We start from the raw sequence: 14,602 nt of genomic DNA, 5'->3' as shown, positions 1-14,602 counted from the left end.
TCAGGCTGCAATCGCGCATGTTCAGCTCCGTTTGTTCTCGATCAGGCAGTTGCCGCCGTCCACCACCAGCAGTTCGCCGTTGACGAAGCTGGCTTCGGGCGAGGCGAGGAAGGCCACCGCGGCGGCGACTTCCTCGGGCCGGCCGGCACGTCCGCCGGGCCCGGCCAGGGCGGCCAGGCGTTCTTCGGCGGTGCTCGAGCCGGTGGCGATCCAGCCCGGCGCGACACTGTTCACCGTGATGCCGCTCTTCGCCACTTCCAGCGCCAGGCCCATGCTCCAGCCGACCAATCCGGCCTTGGCCGCGCTATATGCGGCTTCGCCCGGGTTGCTGCCGCGGGTCCCGGTGGTGGAGGCGACGTTGACGATCCGCCCGTAGCCGCGCTCGCGCATGCCCGGCAGCAGGCCGCGGGTGAGCAGGAAAGCGCTGGTCAGGTTGCGCGACAGGGACAGTTGCCAGTCCCGCAGCGAGGTCGCTTCCACGGCGCTGAAGGGTTCCGCACTGCCCAACTGGGCCATGCCGGCATTGTTCACCAGGATATCGACCCGCCCCCACTGGGCTTCGGCCCAGTCCAGCAGGCCCCGCACCTGGGCTTCGTCGGTCAGGTCGGCGGCGGCGGCGCGCACCTCGTGCCCGCAGGCGCTCAGTTCCTCCGCGCGTTGCCGAATCCGCTCGCTGCTGGCGGTGATCAGCAGGCGTACGCCTTCGCGGGCCAGTCGCCGGGCGATGGCGAAACCGATGCCGTGTTCGCTGCCGGCGCCGCTGATGAGCGCCACCTGGCCGTTCCACTTCGGAAAGTCGTTCATTTTTGTGATCACAAAATTGCCAAGAAAGACAGATTATCAATGCTTTCAAATTCTGTATTGACTTTTTTGTGATCACAAATGAAAGTTGTGCAAAATAAAAAACGAGGTGTTCGAAATGACCGCCAGTGGCATCGCCGAAGCCGCCGTGGAAACCTTCATGGCCCGCGAGCAGCAACGTTTCCTTGCGCAGAATCCACAGTCCGTCGCGCTCGCCGAGCGAGCCCGGCGCGCCCTGTTCGATGGCGTACCGATGCACTGGATGAGCGATTGGTCGACACCTTGCCCATTGTTCGTGGAGCGTGCCCGCGGCGCGCGTTTCCATGACGTCGATGGCCACGCCTACGTGGACTTCTGCCTGGGCGATACCGGCAGCATGTTCGGCCATTCGCCGGCGCCGATCGCCCGGGCGCTCGCCGGGCAGGGTGCGAACGGCCTGACCACCATGCTCCCGGGGGAGGATGCCATCGTCGCCGGCGAACTGCTGGCGCAACGCTTCGGCCTGCCGTTCTGGCAGGTGGCGACCACCGCCACCGACGCCAACCGTTTCGTCCTGCGCTGGGCGCGGGCGATCACCGGTCGCAAGGTGGTACTGGTATTCGACGGCTGCTATCACGGCACGGTCGACGACACCCTGGTTCGCTGCCGCGACGGCCGCACCGTGCATCGCTCCGGCCTGCTCGGCCAGGCCCATGACCTCACCCAGTTCAGCCGCGCGGTGCCGTTCAACGACCTCGATGCCCTGGAGCGGGCGCTGGCCAGCGAAGACGTGGCCGCCGTGCTCTGCGAGCCGGCGATGACCAACATCGGCATGGTCCTGCCGCAGCCCGGTTTCCACCGGAAGCTGCGCGAACTGACCCGCCGGCATGGCACGCTGCTGATCATCGACGAGACCCATACCATCTCCACCGGACCAGGTGGCTGCACCCGCGCCTGGCAGCTGGAGCCGGACTTCATCACCCTCGGCAAGCCGATCGCCGGCGGCGTGCCCTGCTCGGTTTACGGTTGCAGCGCGGCGATGGCCAGCGCCATGCAACTGGCCCGCGCCAGCGCCAGCGAACAGAGCGAAGGCCATGGCCACAGCGGCATGGGCACCACCCTGTCGGCCAACGCCCTGGCGATGCGCTGCATGCGCGCCAACCTGGAAGAGGTGATGACCGACGCCGCCTATGCCCACATGCTGCCGCTGGCGGCGCGCCTGGCCGAAGGCTTCCGCAGGATTATCCACAAGCACGGCCTGGCCTGGTCGGTGACCGAGCTCGGCGCGCGCAGCGAATTCCAGTTCTGCGCGCAGTCGCCGCGCGATGGCGCGGCCGCCGAGGCGGCTTTCCACGACAGCCTGCAAATGGCCCTGCACCTGTACCTGATCAATCGCGGCATCCTCATCACGCCATTCCACAACATGACCCTGTGCTGCCCGGAGACGCGCGAGGAAGACGTCGACCGGTTGATCGGATGTCTCGACCAGGCGCTCGCTGAACTGCTGGCCATTCCTGGCGCGCGGGAGGCCTGACATGCGCTTCGCCGATCCGCGGGAAGCCCGCGAATTCCTTGCCGCGCACCCCGAGGTGCGCAGCATCGAGCTGTTCCTGATCGACGCCAACGGCGTGCCGCGCGGCAAGCTGCTGCACCGCGACGAGCTGCTGGCGGTCTACGAGAGCGGCCGGCCGCTGCCGAGCACCATCCTCGGCCTGACCATCAATGGCGATGATGTCGAGGAGACCGGGCTGGTCTGGGACGTGGGCGACGCCGATTGCTGGACCTATCCGCTGCCCGGCAGCCTGACCCTGCAACCCTGGCGGCAGTCGCCGACCGGGCAGGTGCAGGTCAGCATGCATCCCGAGCAGGGACTTCCGGCCGCGGTAGGCGATCCGCGGCATGTGCTCCAGCGGGTTATCCACAGCCTGCAGGAAGATGGCTTGCACCCGGTGATGGCGGTGGAACTCGAGTTCTATCTGCTCGATCGCGAGCGCGGCAGCGATGGCCGGCCGCAGCCCGCCCTGCAGATGAACGGCCAGCGACCGCGGGCGACCCAGGTCTACGGTGTCTACGAGCTGGAGCAGTTGCAGCCGTTCCTCGACGACCTGTACGAGGCCTGCGAGGTCCAGGGCCTGCCGGCGCGCACGGCGATTTCGGAGTACGCGCCGGGGCAACTGGAAATCACCCTGCAGCACCGTTTCGACGCACTCCAGGCGATCGACGAGGGGGTGCGCTACAAGCGCCTGGTCAAGGGCGTGGCGAACCGGCATGGCCTGCAGGCCTGCTTCATGGCCAAGCCGTTCGGCGATCTTTCCGGCAGCGGGCTGCACCTGCATCTCAGCCTGGCCGACGGCCAGGGCAACAACCTGTTCGCCAGCGACGATCCGGCCGGCACCCCGCTGCTGCGCCAGGCTATCGGCGGGATGAAGGCCTGCCTGCTGGAGTCGCTGGCGCTGTTCTGTCCCAACGCCAACTCCTTCCGGCGTTTCCAGGCCAACAGCTATGCGCCGCTGGCGCCGACCTGGGGAATCAACAACCGCACCGTGTCATTGCGGGTGCCGGGCGGTCCGGCGCCCAGCCGGCACATCGAGCACCGCATCTGCGGCGCCGACGCCAACCCCTACCTGGCGGCGGCGGCGCTGCTGGCGGCGGTGCGCCGGGGGATCCGCGAAGGCCTCGATCCCGGTGCGCCGGTCAGCGGCAACGGCTACGCTCAAGCGACGCAGGCGCTGCCCAGCGACTGGCTGACCGCGCTGCGTGCCCTGGAGGGCTCGGCCTGGGCGCGGGAGGCGCTCGGCGAGGAGTTCCTGAAGATCTACCTGGCGATCAAGCAGGCCGAATACCGCGCCTTCATGGGCGAGGTCGGCGAACAGGACTGGCGCTGGTATCTCAACCAGGCCTGAACGGCTGCCGGCATCGCCGGTCAGTCATTGAAGCGGGCGACCGGTTGGCCGCCCTGTGTTTCCCATGTGGCACAGGAGTAAGGAAAAGCAGATGAGCACGCCCGTCGTTCTTATCACTGGTGCAGCCGGCGGCTTGGGCCGGGCAATCGCCAAGCGTTTCGCCCAGAGTCATTGGCGCATCGCCGCCACGGATGTGGATAAGGAGGGCCTGCACGCGCTGAACGCGCAGGTACCGTTGGATGCCAGCGGGGTCGCCGACCTGCGCAGCGCGGATAACTGCCATACCCTGATGTCGAAGATCCTCGCCCGCACCGGGCGCCTGGACGCCCTGGTGAACGCCGCGGGCGTCTGGCGCGAGGGACCTGTGGAAAACTTCACCGAGGAAGACTTCGACCTGGTCCTGGGAGTCAACCTCAAGGCCTCGTTCTACATGTGCCAGGCGGCGATTCCCTATCTCAAGGAGAACCAGGGCAGCATCGTCAACATCTCCAGCGATTCCGGACGTCAGGCCTACCGTGGCTCGGCGGCCTACTGCGCGAGCAAGGCGGCGCTGACCATGCTGAGCAAGACCCTGGCCCTGGAGCTGGCCGAGCAGGGCGTCCGGGTCAACGCCGTGTCGCCGGCGGACATCGCCACGCCGATGCTCGACTACCAGGCCGAGCGCTATGGCATGGGCAATCCGGACGGCTACAAGCGCGCGCTGCTGAAGGATTATCCACAGGGGAAGGCAGCGCGCTTCATTCGCCCGGAAGAAGTCGCCGAACTGGTCTGGTATCTCTGCGGCCCGCAGGCCGAAGCGATCACCGGCGCCGACCTGGCGGTGGACTTCGGTCTTTCCGCCGGGCGCTGAGGGCTTTTACCCAGGTCGCCCCGCCGGGGCGGCCTGTGGACAAGTCTCAACCGCCCTTGGCCTGGCTGGCGATCTTCAGCCAGCCACCGGCGGCGGCTATGCCCATGCCGCCGTAGCCCTGGCAAGCGCCGCCGAGGCTCTCGATCACCCGCAGGTCGATGCCCTCCTGCAGCACCTGCAGGCTGCAGCCGGTGCCCAGTCCCTCGCTGCGCAAGCGGTAAAGCGCGCCTTTCCCTTCCAGCCGTCCGGACAACTCGCCGACCGCCGCGGGACCGTACTCCATCAGCTTCTCCGGGTTGCCGATGCGCATCAGGGCGAAGCTGGCCTGGTAGCCGCCCTTCACCGGTTCGATCTCCAGGCTTTCCCATTCGGCCTGCCCGGCGTAGCGCAGGTAATGCCCGGCGAGACCCTGGAGGGCCGGGTAGTCCACCTGGCTGGCCACCTGTTCGAGATTGAAGCGGGTGGCAGGACCGCTGTAGCCGCGCGCCAGCGCCAGAGCGAGCCAGGCGCGGGCGCGGCCGGCATGGCCGGCCTTGAGGTTGGCCAGCATCAGGTTGTTCAGCGCCTGCTCCTGCGCCGCCTCCCCCTGTTGCTGGCGTTCGGCCAGGCGCAGTTGCCATTCGAAGGCTTCCAGCGCCTGTGGATAACGTCCCTGTTGATAAGCCTGGGTGCCGCGCGTGTTGCATTCCGCGGGGCTCGCGCAGGGCGTATCCTCGGCCTGGACGACGGTGGCGGCGAGAGCGGCCAGGACGGCCAGGAGCGGCGAAGGAAGGCGGCGGGCTACGGACATCGGGCGATTCCTCGTGGAAAAAAGCCAGTCTAGAAGAAAAGCCCGTGCGGGCCTGCCGCAGCGGAGCGGATTCGATCATCACGATTGAAAATTTGTAGCCGTTGCCACAGTCGTTAGCGTCTATGGTGTCCACGCCCGTCCTGATGAGAGAAAAACGCTATGCAACCCGGAAACAACCAACTGTCGATGACCGTGCTGATGACCCCGGACATGGCCAACTTTTCCGGCAATGTCCATGGCGGCACCCTGCTCAAGTACCTCGACGAAGTCGCCTACGCCTGCGCCAGCCGCTACGCGGGTCGCTACGTGGTGACCCTGTCGGTGGACCAGGTGATCTTCCGCGAGCCGGTGCACGTCGGCGAACTGGTGACCTTCCTCGCCTCGGTCAACTACACCGGGCGGACCTCCATGGAAATCGGCGTGAAGGTGATCACCGAGAACATCCGCGAACAGTCCGTGCGCCACACCAACAGCTGCTTCTTCACCATGGTGGCGCTGGATGATGAGCGCAAGCCGGTGGCCGTGCGCCCGCTGGAGCTGGAAACCGCCGAGCAGAAGCGCCGCTTCGCCCAGGCCCAGCAGCGTCGCCAGCTGCGTGCCGAGCTGGAGGCGCGTTACCAGGCGATTCGCGAGGAGGGCTGAGGGAGAAGCGATGCCGGAAGGTCCGGCGCGTCGGCGGTATCTTTTTATTTTCGATTCTTTTCGCAGCTTTTCATAAGAAAAGCCTGCATTTTGCGTTCACTGGCGCCAATTCCTGTCATTTCTTGATAAAAAACCGGCGTGCCTGATAAAAGTCCAGCAACGTCAACGGGTTAACCTTTCGGGGCCGCGCCGGATTCTCCAGGAACCAGAGCCTCCCTCGGCTTGCTCGAATGCCGTGGGGGCGGCCCCGTTGGCGGCAAGCCTTACCGCCATGCCGTCGCGGGCGCAGGCCCGCGATCCATTTCGAATGTCGTCGTCCGCCGGGCTGGCTGCGGAAGACATGTTCCCCGCCCTCCCGGGAGTCCCGATGCATCACACGCCGCTACTCACCACACTCGCCGCGGGGTTCGTCCTCGCCTTCCTCTTCGGGGCCCTGGCCAATCGCCTGCGCATTTCGCCGCTGGTCGGCTATCTGCTGGCGGGCGTCCTGGCCGGGCCGTTCACTCCCGGTTACGTGGCCGACCAGGCGCTGTCGCAGGAAATCGCCGAACTCGGGGTGATCCTGCTGATGTTCGGCGTCGGCCTGCATTTCTCCCTCAAGGACCTGCTATCCGTGAAGGCTATCGCCATTCCCGGGGCGCTGGTGCAGATCGGCGTCGCCACCTTGCTCGGCATCGGCCTGGCGAGCCTGCTCGGCTGGAATTTCGGCGGTGGCCTGGTGTTCGGCCTGAGCCTGTCGGTGGCCAGCACCGTGGTCCTGCTGCGGGCCCTGGAGCAGCGTCAGCTGCTGGATACAAAACGTGGACGGATCGCCATCGGCTGGCTGATCGTCGAGGACCTGGCGATGGTCCTCACCCTGGTGCTCCTGCCGGCGCTGGCCGGGACCCTCGGCGGCAAGAGCGACACCGGCGGCGCCGGCCTGCTCTGGCCGCTGCTGCTGACCCTGGGCAAGGTCGCTGCCTTCGTCGCCCTGATGATCCTCGGCGGGCGCCGGGTGGTGCCCTGGGTGCTGGAGAAGATCGCCGCCAGCGGCTCGCGCGAACTCTTCACCCTGGCCGTGCTGGCCATCGCCCTGGGCATCGCCTACGGTTCGGCGGTGCTGTTCGGGGTCTCCTTCGCCCTCGGCGCGTTCTTCGCCGGCATGATCCTCAACGAATCCGAGCTCAGCCACGAGGCGGCGGAGAACTCGCTGCCGTTGCGCGACGCCTTCGCGGTGCTGTTCTTCGTCTCGGTGGGGATGCTGTTCAATCCGATGATCCTGCTGCAGGAGCCGCTTACCGTGCTGGCCACCTTCCTGGTCATCGTCTTCGGCAAGTCCCTGGCCGCCTACCTGATCGTCCGTGCCTTCGGCCACCCGAACAGCACCGCGCTGGTGATCGCCGCCAGCCTGGCGCAGATCGGCGAATTCTCCTTCATCCTCATCGGCCTGGGCATCGGCCTGGAACTGGTCCCGGAGCAGAGCCGCGACCTGGTGCTGGCCGGGGCGATCCTGTCGATCCTGGTCAACCCGCTGCTGTTCATCGCCATCGACCGCCTGCAGCAGCGCAAGGAGCAGCGCCTGGCGGAGGCCGCGGGCGGGGTCCGCGAGATGCCGGCGCAGGACCTGCCGCCGCCGATCCTCGAGCGCGACCACGCCGTGCTGATCGGCCATGGCCGGGTCGGCGGGCTGGTCAGCGCGCGCCTGCGCGCCGCCGGGACGCCATTCGTGGTGGTGGTGGACAAGCGCGACAAGGCCGACGAGCTGCGCGAGCAGGGCTACAGCGTGGTGCTCGGCAATGCCGCCAGCCCCGCCGTGCTGGAACTGGCCAACATCGGCGAGGCGCGCTGGTTGCTGATCGCCATTCCCAACGGCTTCGAGGCCGGGCAGATCGCCAGTCATGCCCGCGCGGTGAATCCGCCTCTGGATATCGTCGCCCGCGCGCACTTCGACGCCGAGGTGGACTACCTGGAGCAGAACGGTGCCAACCTGGTGATCATGGGCGAGCGCGAAATCGCCTGCGGGATGGTCCGTCGCCTGGGCCTCGATCGCGACGACGAGCAGGACAGCGACGCGCCGCTGCCGCAATCCGCCTGACGTGCTGCGGCGGCCCTGCGACCGGGCCGCGGCTGAAGACGCTGATCGAACGGCGCCTGGGCATGGCCTTCGCCCTGGTGGCGGCGCTGGATTGATGCTGGAGAAATACATCCTCTGAGCCGCCTGTGGATAATCTTACCCACAGGCGGCTCAGTGGATCACAGGCGTACCGCGTCAAAGCGTACGCGTGGATGGGCGACCCGATCCTGCGCCCGCACCAGCTCCAGCTCGTAGCTGCCGCAGGCCTGGGTTTCCAGCAGCACTTCATGGACCGCGGCGCCGGTGAATTCGAAGGCGTTGCGCAGGTCGTCGCCGAGCAGCAGGCGCGACAGGAACAGGCCCGAGGTCAGGTCGCCGACCCCTACCGGCTGGCGCGGGAAGGCCAGCAGCGGGCGTTGCAGGTGCCAGACCTGATCGGCGGCCACCAGCAGCATCTCGAAGGTGTCGCCGGCCTTGCCCGGATAGTTCAGGTGCTTTACCAGGATTGCCCTGGGACCGCGTGCCAGCAGGCTCCGTGCCATTTCCACGCAGTCGGCGAGGGAGTCCGGCTGGCGGTCGCAGAAGCTATCCAGCTCCAACTGGTTGGGGCACAGGTAGTCGGCGACCGCGGCGGCTTCTTCCAGCAGGAAGTCGCTGACTTCCGGGGCCACGATGCAGCCTTTCTCCGGGTGGCCCATGACCGGGTCGCAGAGGTACAGCGCTCGCGGATTGGCCTGCTTGATTCGCCCTACCACCTCGAGGATCGCCCGGCCCTGGGCGGCGCTGCCGAGGTAGCCGGACAGCACCGCGTCGCAGTTGCCCAGCTCGCCGATCCCGGCGATGCCTTCCATCAGCACCGGGATCTGCTCCGGCGGCAGTACCTGCCCGGTCCACCGGCCATACTGGGTATGGTTGGAAAACTGCACTGTGTTCAACGGCCAGACGTTGATCCCGATGCGCTGCATCGGAAACACCGCGGCGGCGTTGCCGGCGTGGCCGAAGACGACGTGGGACTGGATGGCGAGCAGGTGGGGCGTGCGTGGCATGAGACGACTTCCTACAGCTGAGTCGGCGCAGTATGGGGGCTAAATCACATGGCGAAAACACCCCCCACTCGCTGCTCGCCGGGAGAACGGGTAAGCTGGCTTTTCCCTTCCACCGGATTCCGCTCGTGACCCTGGGTAACCTTTTCGTCATGCTCCTGTTAGGCGCCGCCGCAGCCTGGTGGTGGCGCGCCCATGGCGTGCGCGAACGGGCGCTGCTGCTGGCCAAGCAGCATTGCGCCAAGCAGGGCGTGGAGCTGCTCGACGAGAATGTCGCGCGCCGACGCCTGCGTCTGGCCCGCGATCATCGCGGGCAATGGCGGCTGAGCCGCGAGTTCGGTTTCGAATTCACCGTCAGTGGCGAGGAACGCTACGCCGGACGCATCGTCATGTACGGCTATCACCTCGGCGCCATCGAACTGGCGCCGCATCGCTTCGAGGCGGCCGCCGAGGCCGACAACCCGCCGGTGCACAGCGCCGAGGTGATCCGCCTCGACGAATGGCGGCAGTCCCGCCAGAAGAAGGTCGGCGACTGATGACCTAGGGCAGCACGCCCAGGGCCTTGAGAGCGGCCTTGCCCAGTTCGACGCGCTTGCCGATGTCGGCCTCGCCGCCGGGCATGTCGATGTTCAGGGCGAAGGTGTAGAGGCGCTCGTCGCGCTTCACCCAGCCGACCCACCAGCCGAGTTCCGGCGTGCAATCGAAACACCAGCCGGTCTTGCCGTGCAGCTCCCAGTCCGGGCCGTGTTCCATCAGGGTCATGTCGCGCACGGTGGCCTGCACCTGCTCGGGAAACGGCAGTTCTCCCTGTGCCAGCCGGGCGAGGAAACGGGTCTGCTCCAGCGCGCTGATCTCCAGTGGCCCCACCAGCCAGAAGTTGTCCACAACCTGCCCGACCTCGCCATTTCCATAGTCCATGCGGGCGAGGTTGGCGCGCATACGCTGCAGGCCGATGCGCCGCGCCAGTTCCTGGTAGACCGGCACGTTGGATGCACGGATCGCCTCGCGCAGGCTCATGTCATGCTCCCAGGCCTTGAAGCGCTGGGGCTTGCCGCCATAGGGCAGGACCTCGTCGGCAGACTTCACCGCGCCTGTGGATAAACCGATCAGGCTGTGCGCCACCTTATAGGTGGAGGCAGGGACGAAGCGGGTCTGCGCGCGTGCTCGGTCGTGGCCGACATAACCCTGCCGCTGCACGTCGTAGAGAACGAAGGTGCCTTTCATCCCGGCGGCTTCGAATAGCTTGTCCACAGCCTGGCTGTCGTTCCATTCGCTGGCCTGGGCCTGTCCGAAGAGCAGGAGAAGGGCGCTGAAGAAGAGAAGGCGCATGGCTTGGTCCTGTTATGGTGGGAACTTCCCTGGGACCGGCGGATGAGCTCAGGATTCCCCACGGAAGAGCCGTTCATGGATTGGGCAGGAGGAAGGCGCGTACGCGGGCGGCGGCATCGGCCGGATCTTCCTGCATGAAGCAGTGGCCGCCGGTCACGGCGCGGGCGCTGACCTGCGGGTTGAGCGAGCACCAGCGCGCCACCGACCTGGCGACGAAGGGATAGGTGCGGTCGCCGTACAGCACCCGGGTCGGCGCGGAGACCTTGCCCAGCGACGGCCACAGGCGCCGGGGGAAGGAGCTGAAGATTTCCGCCTCGCGGCTCGGTCGGCACTTCAGTTCGACGCCGTCGTCGCTTTCCTTCAGCGCATATTCCACATAGGCCCACAGCGCTTCGTCGGTCCAGCCCTTGAAGATGCCGCGGCCGCGCAGGCCGGCGTAGGCCGCGGCGCGGTCCGGCCACTGGCTGCGGCGCAGGCGCGCCTTCTTCGCCAGGCTGCCGCGCAGTTGCAGGCCGAGGGTCTCGGACAGCGCCATCACACCGATCATCGCCGGGGTGAACAGCACCGGATCGAGCAGCACGGCGCGGGTGAACAACCCGGGATGACGGGCCAGGACGAGGCTGCTGAGGACGCCGCCGAAGCTGTGCCCGCAAGCCAGCCGCGGGACATCGCCATACCGGCCGCGCCCGGCCTCGAAGGCTTCCACCGCCATTTCCGCGTTGCGGTTCCAGCCATGGAAGCGCCCGCCGTGGTCGCTTTCGCCGTGGCCCTGGATGTCGCACAGCCAGAGATCGAAATCTTCCGTCAGCAGACGCAGCATTGGCTCGTAGGTGCGGCCACAGAAACCGTTGCCGTGGAGGAAATGCAGCAGCGGCTTGCCGCTCGGTTCGCTGCGCCAGCCGCGCAGGGTGAAGCCGGCCGAACAGGGATGGGACCAGGGGGATAGCGACATGGGCGGACTCCTCGTACGGCGCGCAGTGTAACCGGGCGTCGTGCTATCGTCGCCGCTTGCCGCTGCCGTTTCGATCCGCCGATGTCCGTGTCCCGTCCGTTGCGCCTGTTCCTGCTGTTGCTGCCGCTGCTCGGCGGCCTGCTGCTGTCCATCGAATGGGCCGGCCGGCAGGCCCGCCAGCAGGCGTTGCGCGCCGAGGGCGAGCAGGTGCGCAAGCAACTGGACCTCTACGCCGGTTCGCTGCAGACCCTGATCGAGCGCTTCCGCAGCCTGCCGGCGGTGCTGGCGCTGGATCCCGAACTGCGCACGGCGCTGGCCGGGCCGATCGACGACGAGTTGCAGCAGCGCCTGAACCTCAAGCTGGAAAGCATCAACCGGGCCGCCCGCTCCTCGACCCTGGAACTGCTCGACCGCACCGGACTGGCGGTGGCGGCGAGCAACTGGAACCTGCCGACCAGCTATGTCGGTCACAACTACGGTTTCCGCCCGTATTTCCGCCAGACCATCGCCCAGGGCTCGGGGCGTTTCTACGCGGTCGGCGTGATCAGCGGGATACCTGGCTACTTCCTGTCGCACGCGGTGCGCGCCGGGGACGGTACCTTTCTCGGCGCGATCGTGGTCAAGCTGGAATTCCCCGACCTGGAACGACAGTGGAACCAGACTCCCGATCTGGTTCTGGCCAGCGACGCCAAGGGCATCGTGTTCCTCGCCAACCACCAGGGCTGGCGCTATCGCGAACTGGAGCCGCTGGATACCGTCGACCGCTTCGAACTGGCGGAGACCCGGCAATACGACCGCCAGCCGCTGACCCCCCTGCGCCACCAGACCCTGCGCAGCTATGGCGAAGACAGTCGGTTGGCGCGGGTGGAAAGCGTCGATGGCGAGAAAGACTATCTCTGGCAATCGCTCGATCTGCCCAACGACGGCTGGACCCTGCATCTGCTGCGCGATACCGCGAGCATCCAGGACGATGTCGCCACCGCGCGCCTGGCCGCCGCCGGCACCTGGCTGGCGCTGGTGTTCCTTGGCCTGTTCCTGCAGCAGCGCTGGCGCATCGCCCGGCTGCGCCAGCGCAGCCGGGAGGAGTTGGAGCGCCTGGTCGAGCAGCGTACCGCCGATTTGCGCACCGCCCAGGACGGTCTGGTGCAGGCGGCCAAGCTGGCGGCACTGGGACAGATGTCGGCGGCCCTGGCCCATGAGATCAACCAGCCGCTCACTGCCCAGCGCATGCAACTGGCCAGCCTGCGCCTGCTGCTCGACGCCGGTCGCCACGACGAAGCACGCCAGGCCTTGCTGCGCATCGACGAGATGCTCGAGCGCATGGCCGCGCTCACCGGCCACCTGAAGACCTTCGCCCGCAAGAGTGCCGGCGGCTTGCGCGAGCGTATCGAGCTGGGCCACGTGGTGGAACAGGCGCAACACCTGCTGCTGCCACGGATTCGCGCCGAGCGGGTGGAGATCGAGCAGGCGCTGGTCTGGCCAGCCTGGGTGATGGGCGATGCGATCCGCCTGGAACAGGTATTGGTCAACCTGCTGCGTAACGCCCTGGATGCCGTGGCCGGCCAGGAGCGGCCATGGATCCGCCTGGCCGTGCAGCGGGTCGGCGGCGACTGGGTGCTGAGCGTGGCCGACAACGGTGGCGGGATTCCCGCCGAGGACCTGGGCAGTGTGTTCGATCCGTTCTTCACCACCAAACCGGTGGGAGAAGGACTCGGCCTCGGCCTGGCGGTATCCTATGGGATCGTCCACGAACTCGGCGGCCGCCTGCAGGCCGCCAACGGCGAGGCGGGAGCGGTGTTCAGCCTGATCCTGCCGGCGGCTTCCGATGACACGAGCGTAACGACATGAGCGACCAGGTGATCTTCGTCGACGACGAAGCGACGATCCGCGAGGCGGTGCGGCAATGGCTGGAGCTGTCCGGCTTCGAGGTGCGCCTGTGCCTGCGTGCCGAGGAATGCCTGGCGGGGATGGACCGGTCTTTCGCCGGGGTGGTCGTCAGCGACGTGCGCATGCCCGGCTTGGATGGCCTGCAATTGCTCGCTCGCCTGCAGGCGGTCGATCGCGATCTGCCGGTGATCATGGTCACCGGTCACGGCGACGTGCCGATGGCGGTGGAAGCCATGCGCCAGGGCGCCTATGACTTCATCGAGAAGCCCTTCACCCCGGAGCGCCTGCTCGGCAGCCTGCGACGGGCGCTGGAGAAGCGCCGCCTGGTGCTGGAGAACCGGCGTCTGAAGGAGCAGGCCAGCCTCAAGGACCAGGTCGACGCGCGCCTGCTCGGCGTTTCCAGGCCGATGGAGGCCTTGCGGCGCCAGGTACTGGCCCTGGCGCCGACGCCGGTGAACGTGCTGATCCGTGGCGAGACCGGCAGCGGCAAGGAACTGGTCGCCCGCTGCCTGCACGACTTCGGCCCGCGCGCCGACAAGCCGTTCGTGGCGCTGAACTGCGCGGCTATTCCCGAGCAACTGTTCGAAAGCGAGCTGTTCGGCCATGAAAGCGGCGCCTTCACCGGCGCCCAGGGCAAGCGCATCGGCAAGCTCGAGCACGCCCACGGCGGCACGCTGTTCCTCGACGAGATCGAAAGCATGCCGTTGGCGCAGCAGGTCAAGCTGCTGCGGGTGCTGCAGGAGCAGCAGCTGGAGCGGCTCGGTTCGAACCAGAGCATCCATGTCGACCTGCGGGTGATCGCCGCGACCAAGCCCGACCTGCTGGCCGAGGCTCGCGCCGGGCGCTTCCGCGAAGACCTGGTGTACCGGCTGAACGTCGCCGAGCTGCGCCTGCCGCCGATCCGCGAGCGGCGCGAGGACATCCCGCTGCTCTTCGAACACTTCGCCTGCGTCGCCAGCCAGCGCCTCGGCCGTGAACCGCAGCCCGCCGCGCCGGCTGCGCTGGCGCGGCTGATGGCCCATGACTGGCCGGGCAACGTACGTGAACTGGCCAACGCCGCCGAACGCCATGTGCTCGGCCTGGAGCGCGAGGAGCCGGACGAGGCGGGCAGCCTCTCCAGCGGACTGGCCGAGCGCATGGAGGCCTTCGAGGCCGAATGCCTGCGCCAGGCGCTCGGCCAGTGCCGTGGCGACATCAAGGCGGTGATGGAGCTGTTGCAACTGCCGCGCCGAACCCTCAACGAAAAGATGTCGCGGCATGGCCTCAGTCGTGCTGATTTCGTTGGTGAGGATTCGACCTGACACCGTTTCGGTACATCGCCATATGCAGTGTCCAGAAATTGGTGAAAGTATTTTTCAAAAGACTTTGTTTAA

Annotated in this window: 13 protein-coding genes and 1 pseudogene; 9 read left to right on the top strand and 5 right to left on the bottom strand. The window is 67.3% G+C overall.

Annotation, left to right across the window (positions count from 1 at the left end):
• Positions 1 to 21: 21 nt before the first annotated feature.
• Entirely contained in the window at positions 22 to 804 is a 783-nt protein-coding gene (locus B7D75_RS28700; RefSeq protein WP_034080739.1) for an SDR family NAD(P)-dependent oxidoreductase, read from the bottom strand.
• A gap of 115 nt (positions 805 to 919) precedes the next feature.
• Between B7D75_RS28700 and B7D75_RS28695 the strand changes: the two genes are divergently transcribed.
• From B7D75_RS28695 to B7D75_RS28685, 3 genes are all read left to right on the top strand, one after another.
• Positions 920 to 2,314 (top strand): aspartate aminotransferase family protein, encoded by a 1,395-nt coding sequence (locus B7D75_RS28695; RefSeq protein WP_107114637.1) that lies wholly within the window; start codon positions 920 to 922, stop codon positions 2,312 to 2,314.
• A gap of 1 nt (position 2,315) precedes the next feature.
• Positions 2,316 to 3,683: a glutamine synthetase family protein gene (locus tag B7D75_RS28690; protein WP_053817968.1), complete on the top strand. Its 1,368-nt coding sequence runs from the start codon at positions 2,316 to 2,318 to the stop codon at positions 3,681 to 3,683.
• Positions 3,684 to 3,774: 91 nt separating this feature from the next.
• On the top strand, positions 3,775 to 4,533 hold the full coding sequence (locus tag B7D75_RS28685; protein WP_003097046.1) for an SDR family NAD(P)-dependent oxidoreductase: 759 nt from the start codon (positions 3,775 to 3,777) through the stop codon (positions 4,531 to 4,533).
• Between the two features lie 46 nt (positions 4,534 to 4,579).
• Here B7D75_RS28685 and B7D75_RS28680 read toward each other — a convergent pair whose 3' ends face one another.
• Complete coding sequence (locus B7D75_RS28680; protein ID WP_058130415.1) at positions 4,580 to 5,323, bottom strand: hypothetical protein; 744 nt, start codon at positions 5,321 to 5,323, stop codon at positions 4,580 to 4,582.
• A 159-nt stretch (positions 5,324 to 5,482) separates the two neighbouring features.
• On the opposite strand from B7D75_RS28680, the gene B7D75_RS28675 reads away from it, so the two are divergent.
• The 3 genes and pseudogenes from B7D75_RS28675 to B7D75_RS28665 form a co-directional block, all read left to right on the top strand.
• On the top strand, positions 5,483 to 5,965 hold the full coding sequence (locus B7D75_RS28675; protein ID WP_003154541.1) for an acyl-CoA thioesterase: 483 nt from the start codon (positions 5,483 to 5,485) through the stop codon (positions 5,963 to 5,965).
• A 367-nt stretch (positions 5,966 to 6,332) separates the two neighbouring features.
• Positions 6,333 to 8,039 carry a YbaL family putative K(+) efflux transporter gene (ybaL, locus tag B7D75_RS28670; protein ID WP_043099629.1) on the top strand — a complete coding sequence of 569 codons (1,707 nt, stop codon included), beginning with the start codon at positions 6,333 to 6,335 and terminating at the stop codon, positions 8,037 to 8,039.
• A gap of 23 nt (positions 8,040 to 8,062) precedes the next feature.
• Positions 8,063 to 8,157 (top strand): annotated as a pseudogene (locus B7D75_RS28665) (DedA family protein); the annotation flags it as partial.
• Positions 8,158 to 8,197: 40 nt separating this feature from the next.
• On the opposite strand, the gene pdxY reads toward B7D75_RS28665, so the two are convergent.
• The gene (gene pdxY, locus B7D75_RS28660; protein ID WP_107114636.1) at positions 8,198 to 9,064 is read right to left on the bottom strand and encodes a pyridoxal kinase PdxY; all 867 of its coding nucleotides are present in this window, start codon (positions 9,062 to 9,064) and stop codon (positions 8,198 to 8,200) included.
• 32 nt (positions 9,065 to 9,096) lie between these two features.
• Between pdxY and B7D75_RS28655 the strand changes: the two genes are divergently transcribed.
• The gene (locus tag B7D75_RS28655) at positions 9,097 to 9,597 is read left to right on the top strand and encodes a DUF3301 domain-containing protein (RefSeq protein WP_023443396.1); all 501 of its coding nucleotides are present in this window, start codon (positions 9,097 to 9,099) and stop codon (positions 9,595 to 9,597) included.
• 4 nt (positions 9,598 to 9,601) lie between these two features.
• On the opposite strand, the gene B7D75_RS28650 is transcribed toward B7D75_RS28655, so the two are convergent.
• Together B7D75_RS28650 and B7D75_RS28645 are read right to left on the bottom strand one after the other, a co-directional pair.
• The gene (locus B7D75_RS28650) at positions 9,602 to 10,390 is read right to left on the bottom strand and encodes an OXA-50-var family class D beta-lactamase OXA-1284 (RefSeq protein WP_053814856.1); all 789 of its coding nucleotides are present in this window, start codon (positions 10,388 to 10,390) and stop codon (positions 9,602 to 9,604) included.
• A 73-nt stretch (positions 10,391 to 10,463) separates the two neighbouring features.
• A complete protein-coding gene (locus B7D75_RS28645; protein WP_034080730.1) occupies positions 10,464 to 11,342 on the bottom strand; it encodes an alpha/beta fold hydrolase in 879 nt (292 codons plus the stop codon).
• Between the two features lie 81 nt (positions 11,343 to 11,423).
• Here B7D75_RS28645 and B7D75_RS28640 point away from each other — a divergent pair, with 81 nt between their 5' ends.
• Positions 11,424 to 13,190: a sensor histidine kinase gene (locus tag B7D75_RS28640; protein WP_034080729.1), complete on the top strand. Its 1,767-nt coding sequence runs from the start codon at positions 11,424 to 11,426 to the stop codon at positions 13,188 to 13,190.
• Entirely contained in the window at positions 13,187 to 14,530 is a 1,344-nt protein-coding gene (locus B7D75_RS28635; protein WP_107114635.1) for a sigma-54-dependent transcriptional regulator, read from the top strand. The genes B7D75_RS28640 and B7D75_RS28635 overlap by 4 nt, the downstream gene beginning before the upstream one ends.
• Positions 14,531 to 14,602 lie beyond the last annotated feature (72 nt).

The sequence above is a fragment of the Pseudomonas paraeruginosa genome, assembly GCF_003025345.2.
Classification (GTDB): domain Bacteria; phylum Pseudomonadota; class Gammaproteobacteria; order Pseudomonadales; family Pseudomonadaceae; genus Pseudomonas; species Pseudomonas paraeruginosa.
The sequence above is the reverse complement of the archived record's forward strand: the minus strand, read 5'-3'. Positions and strand labels throughout refer to the sequence as shown.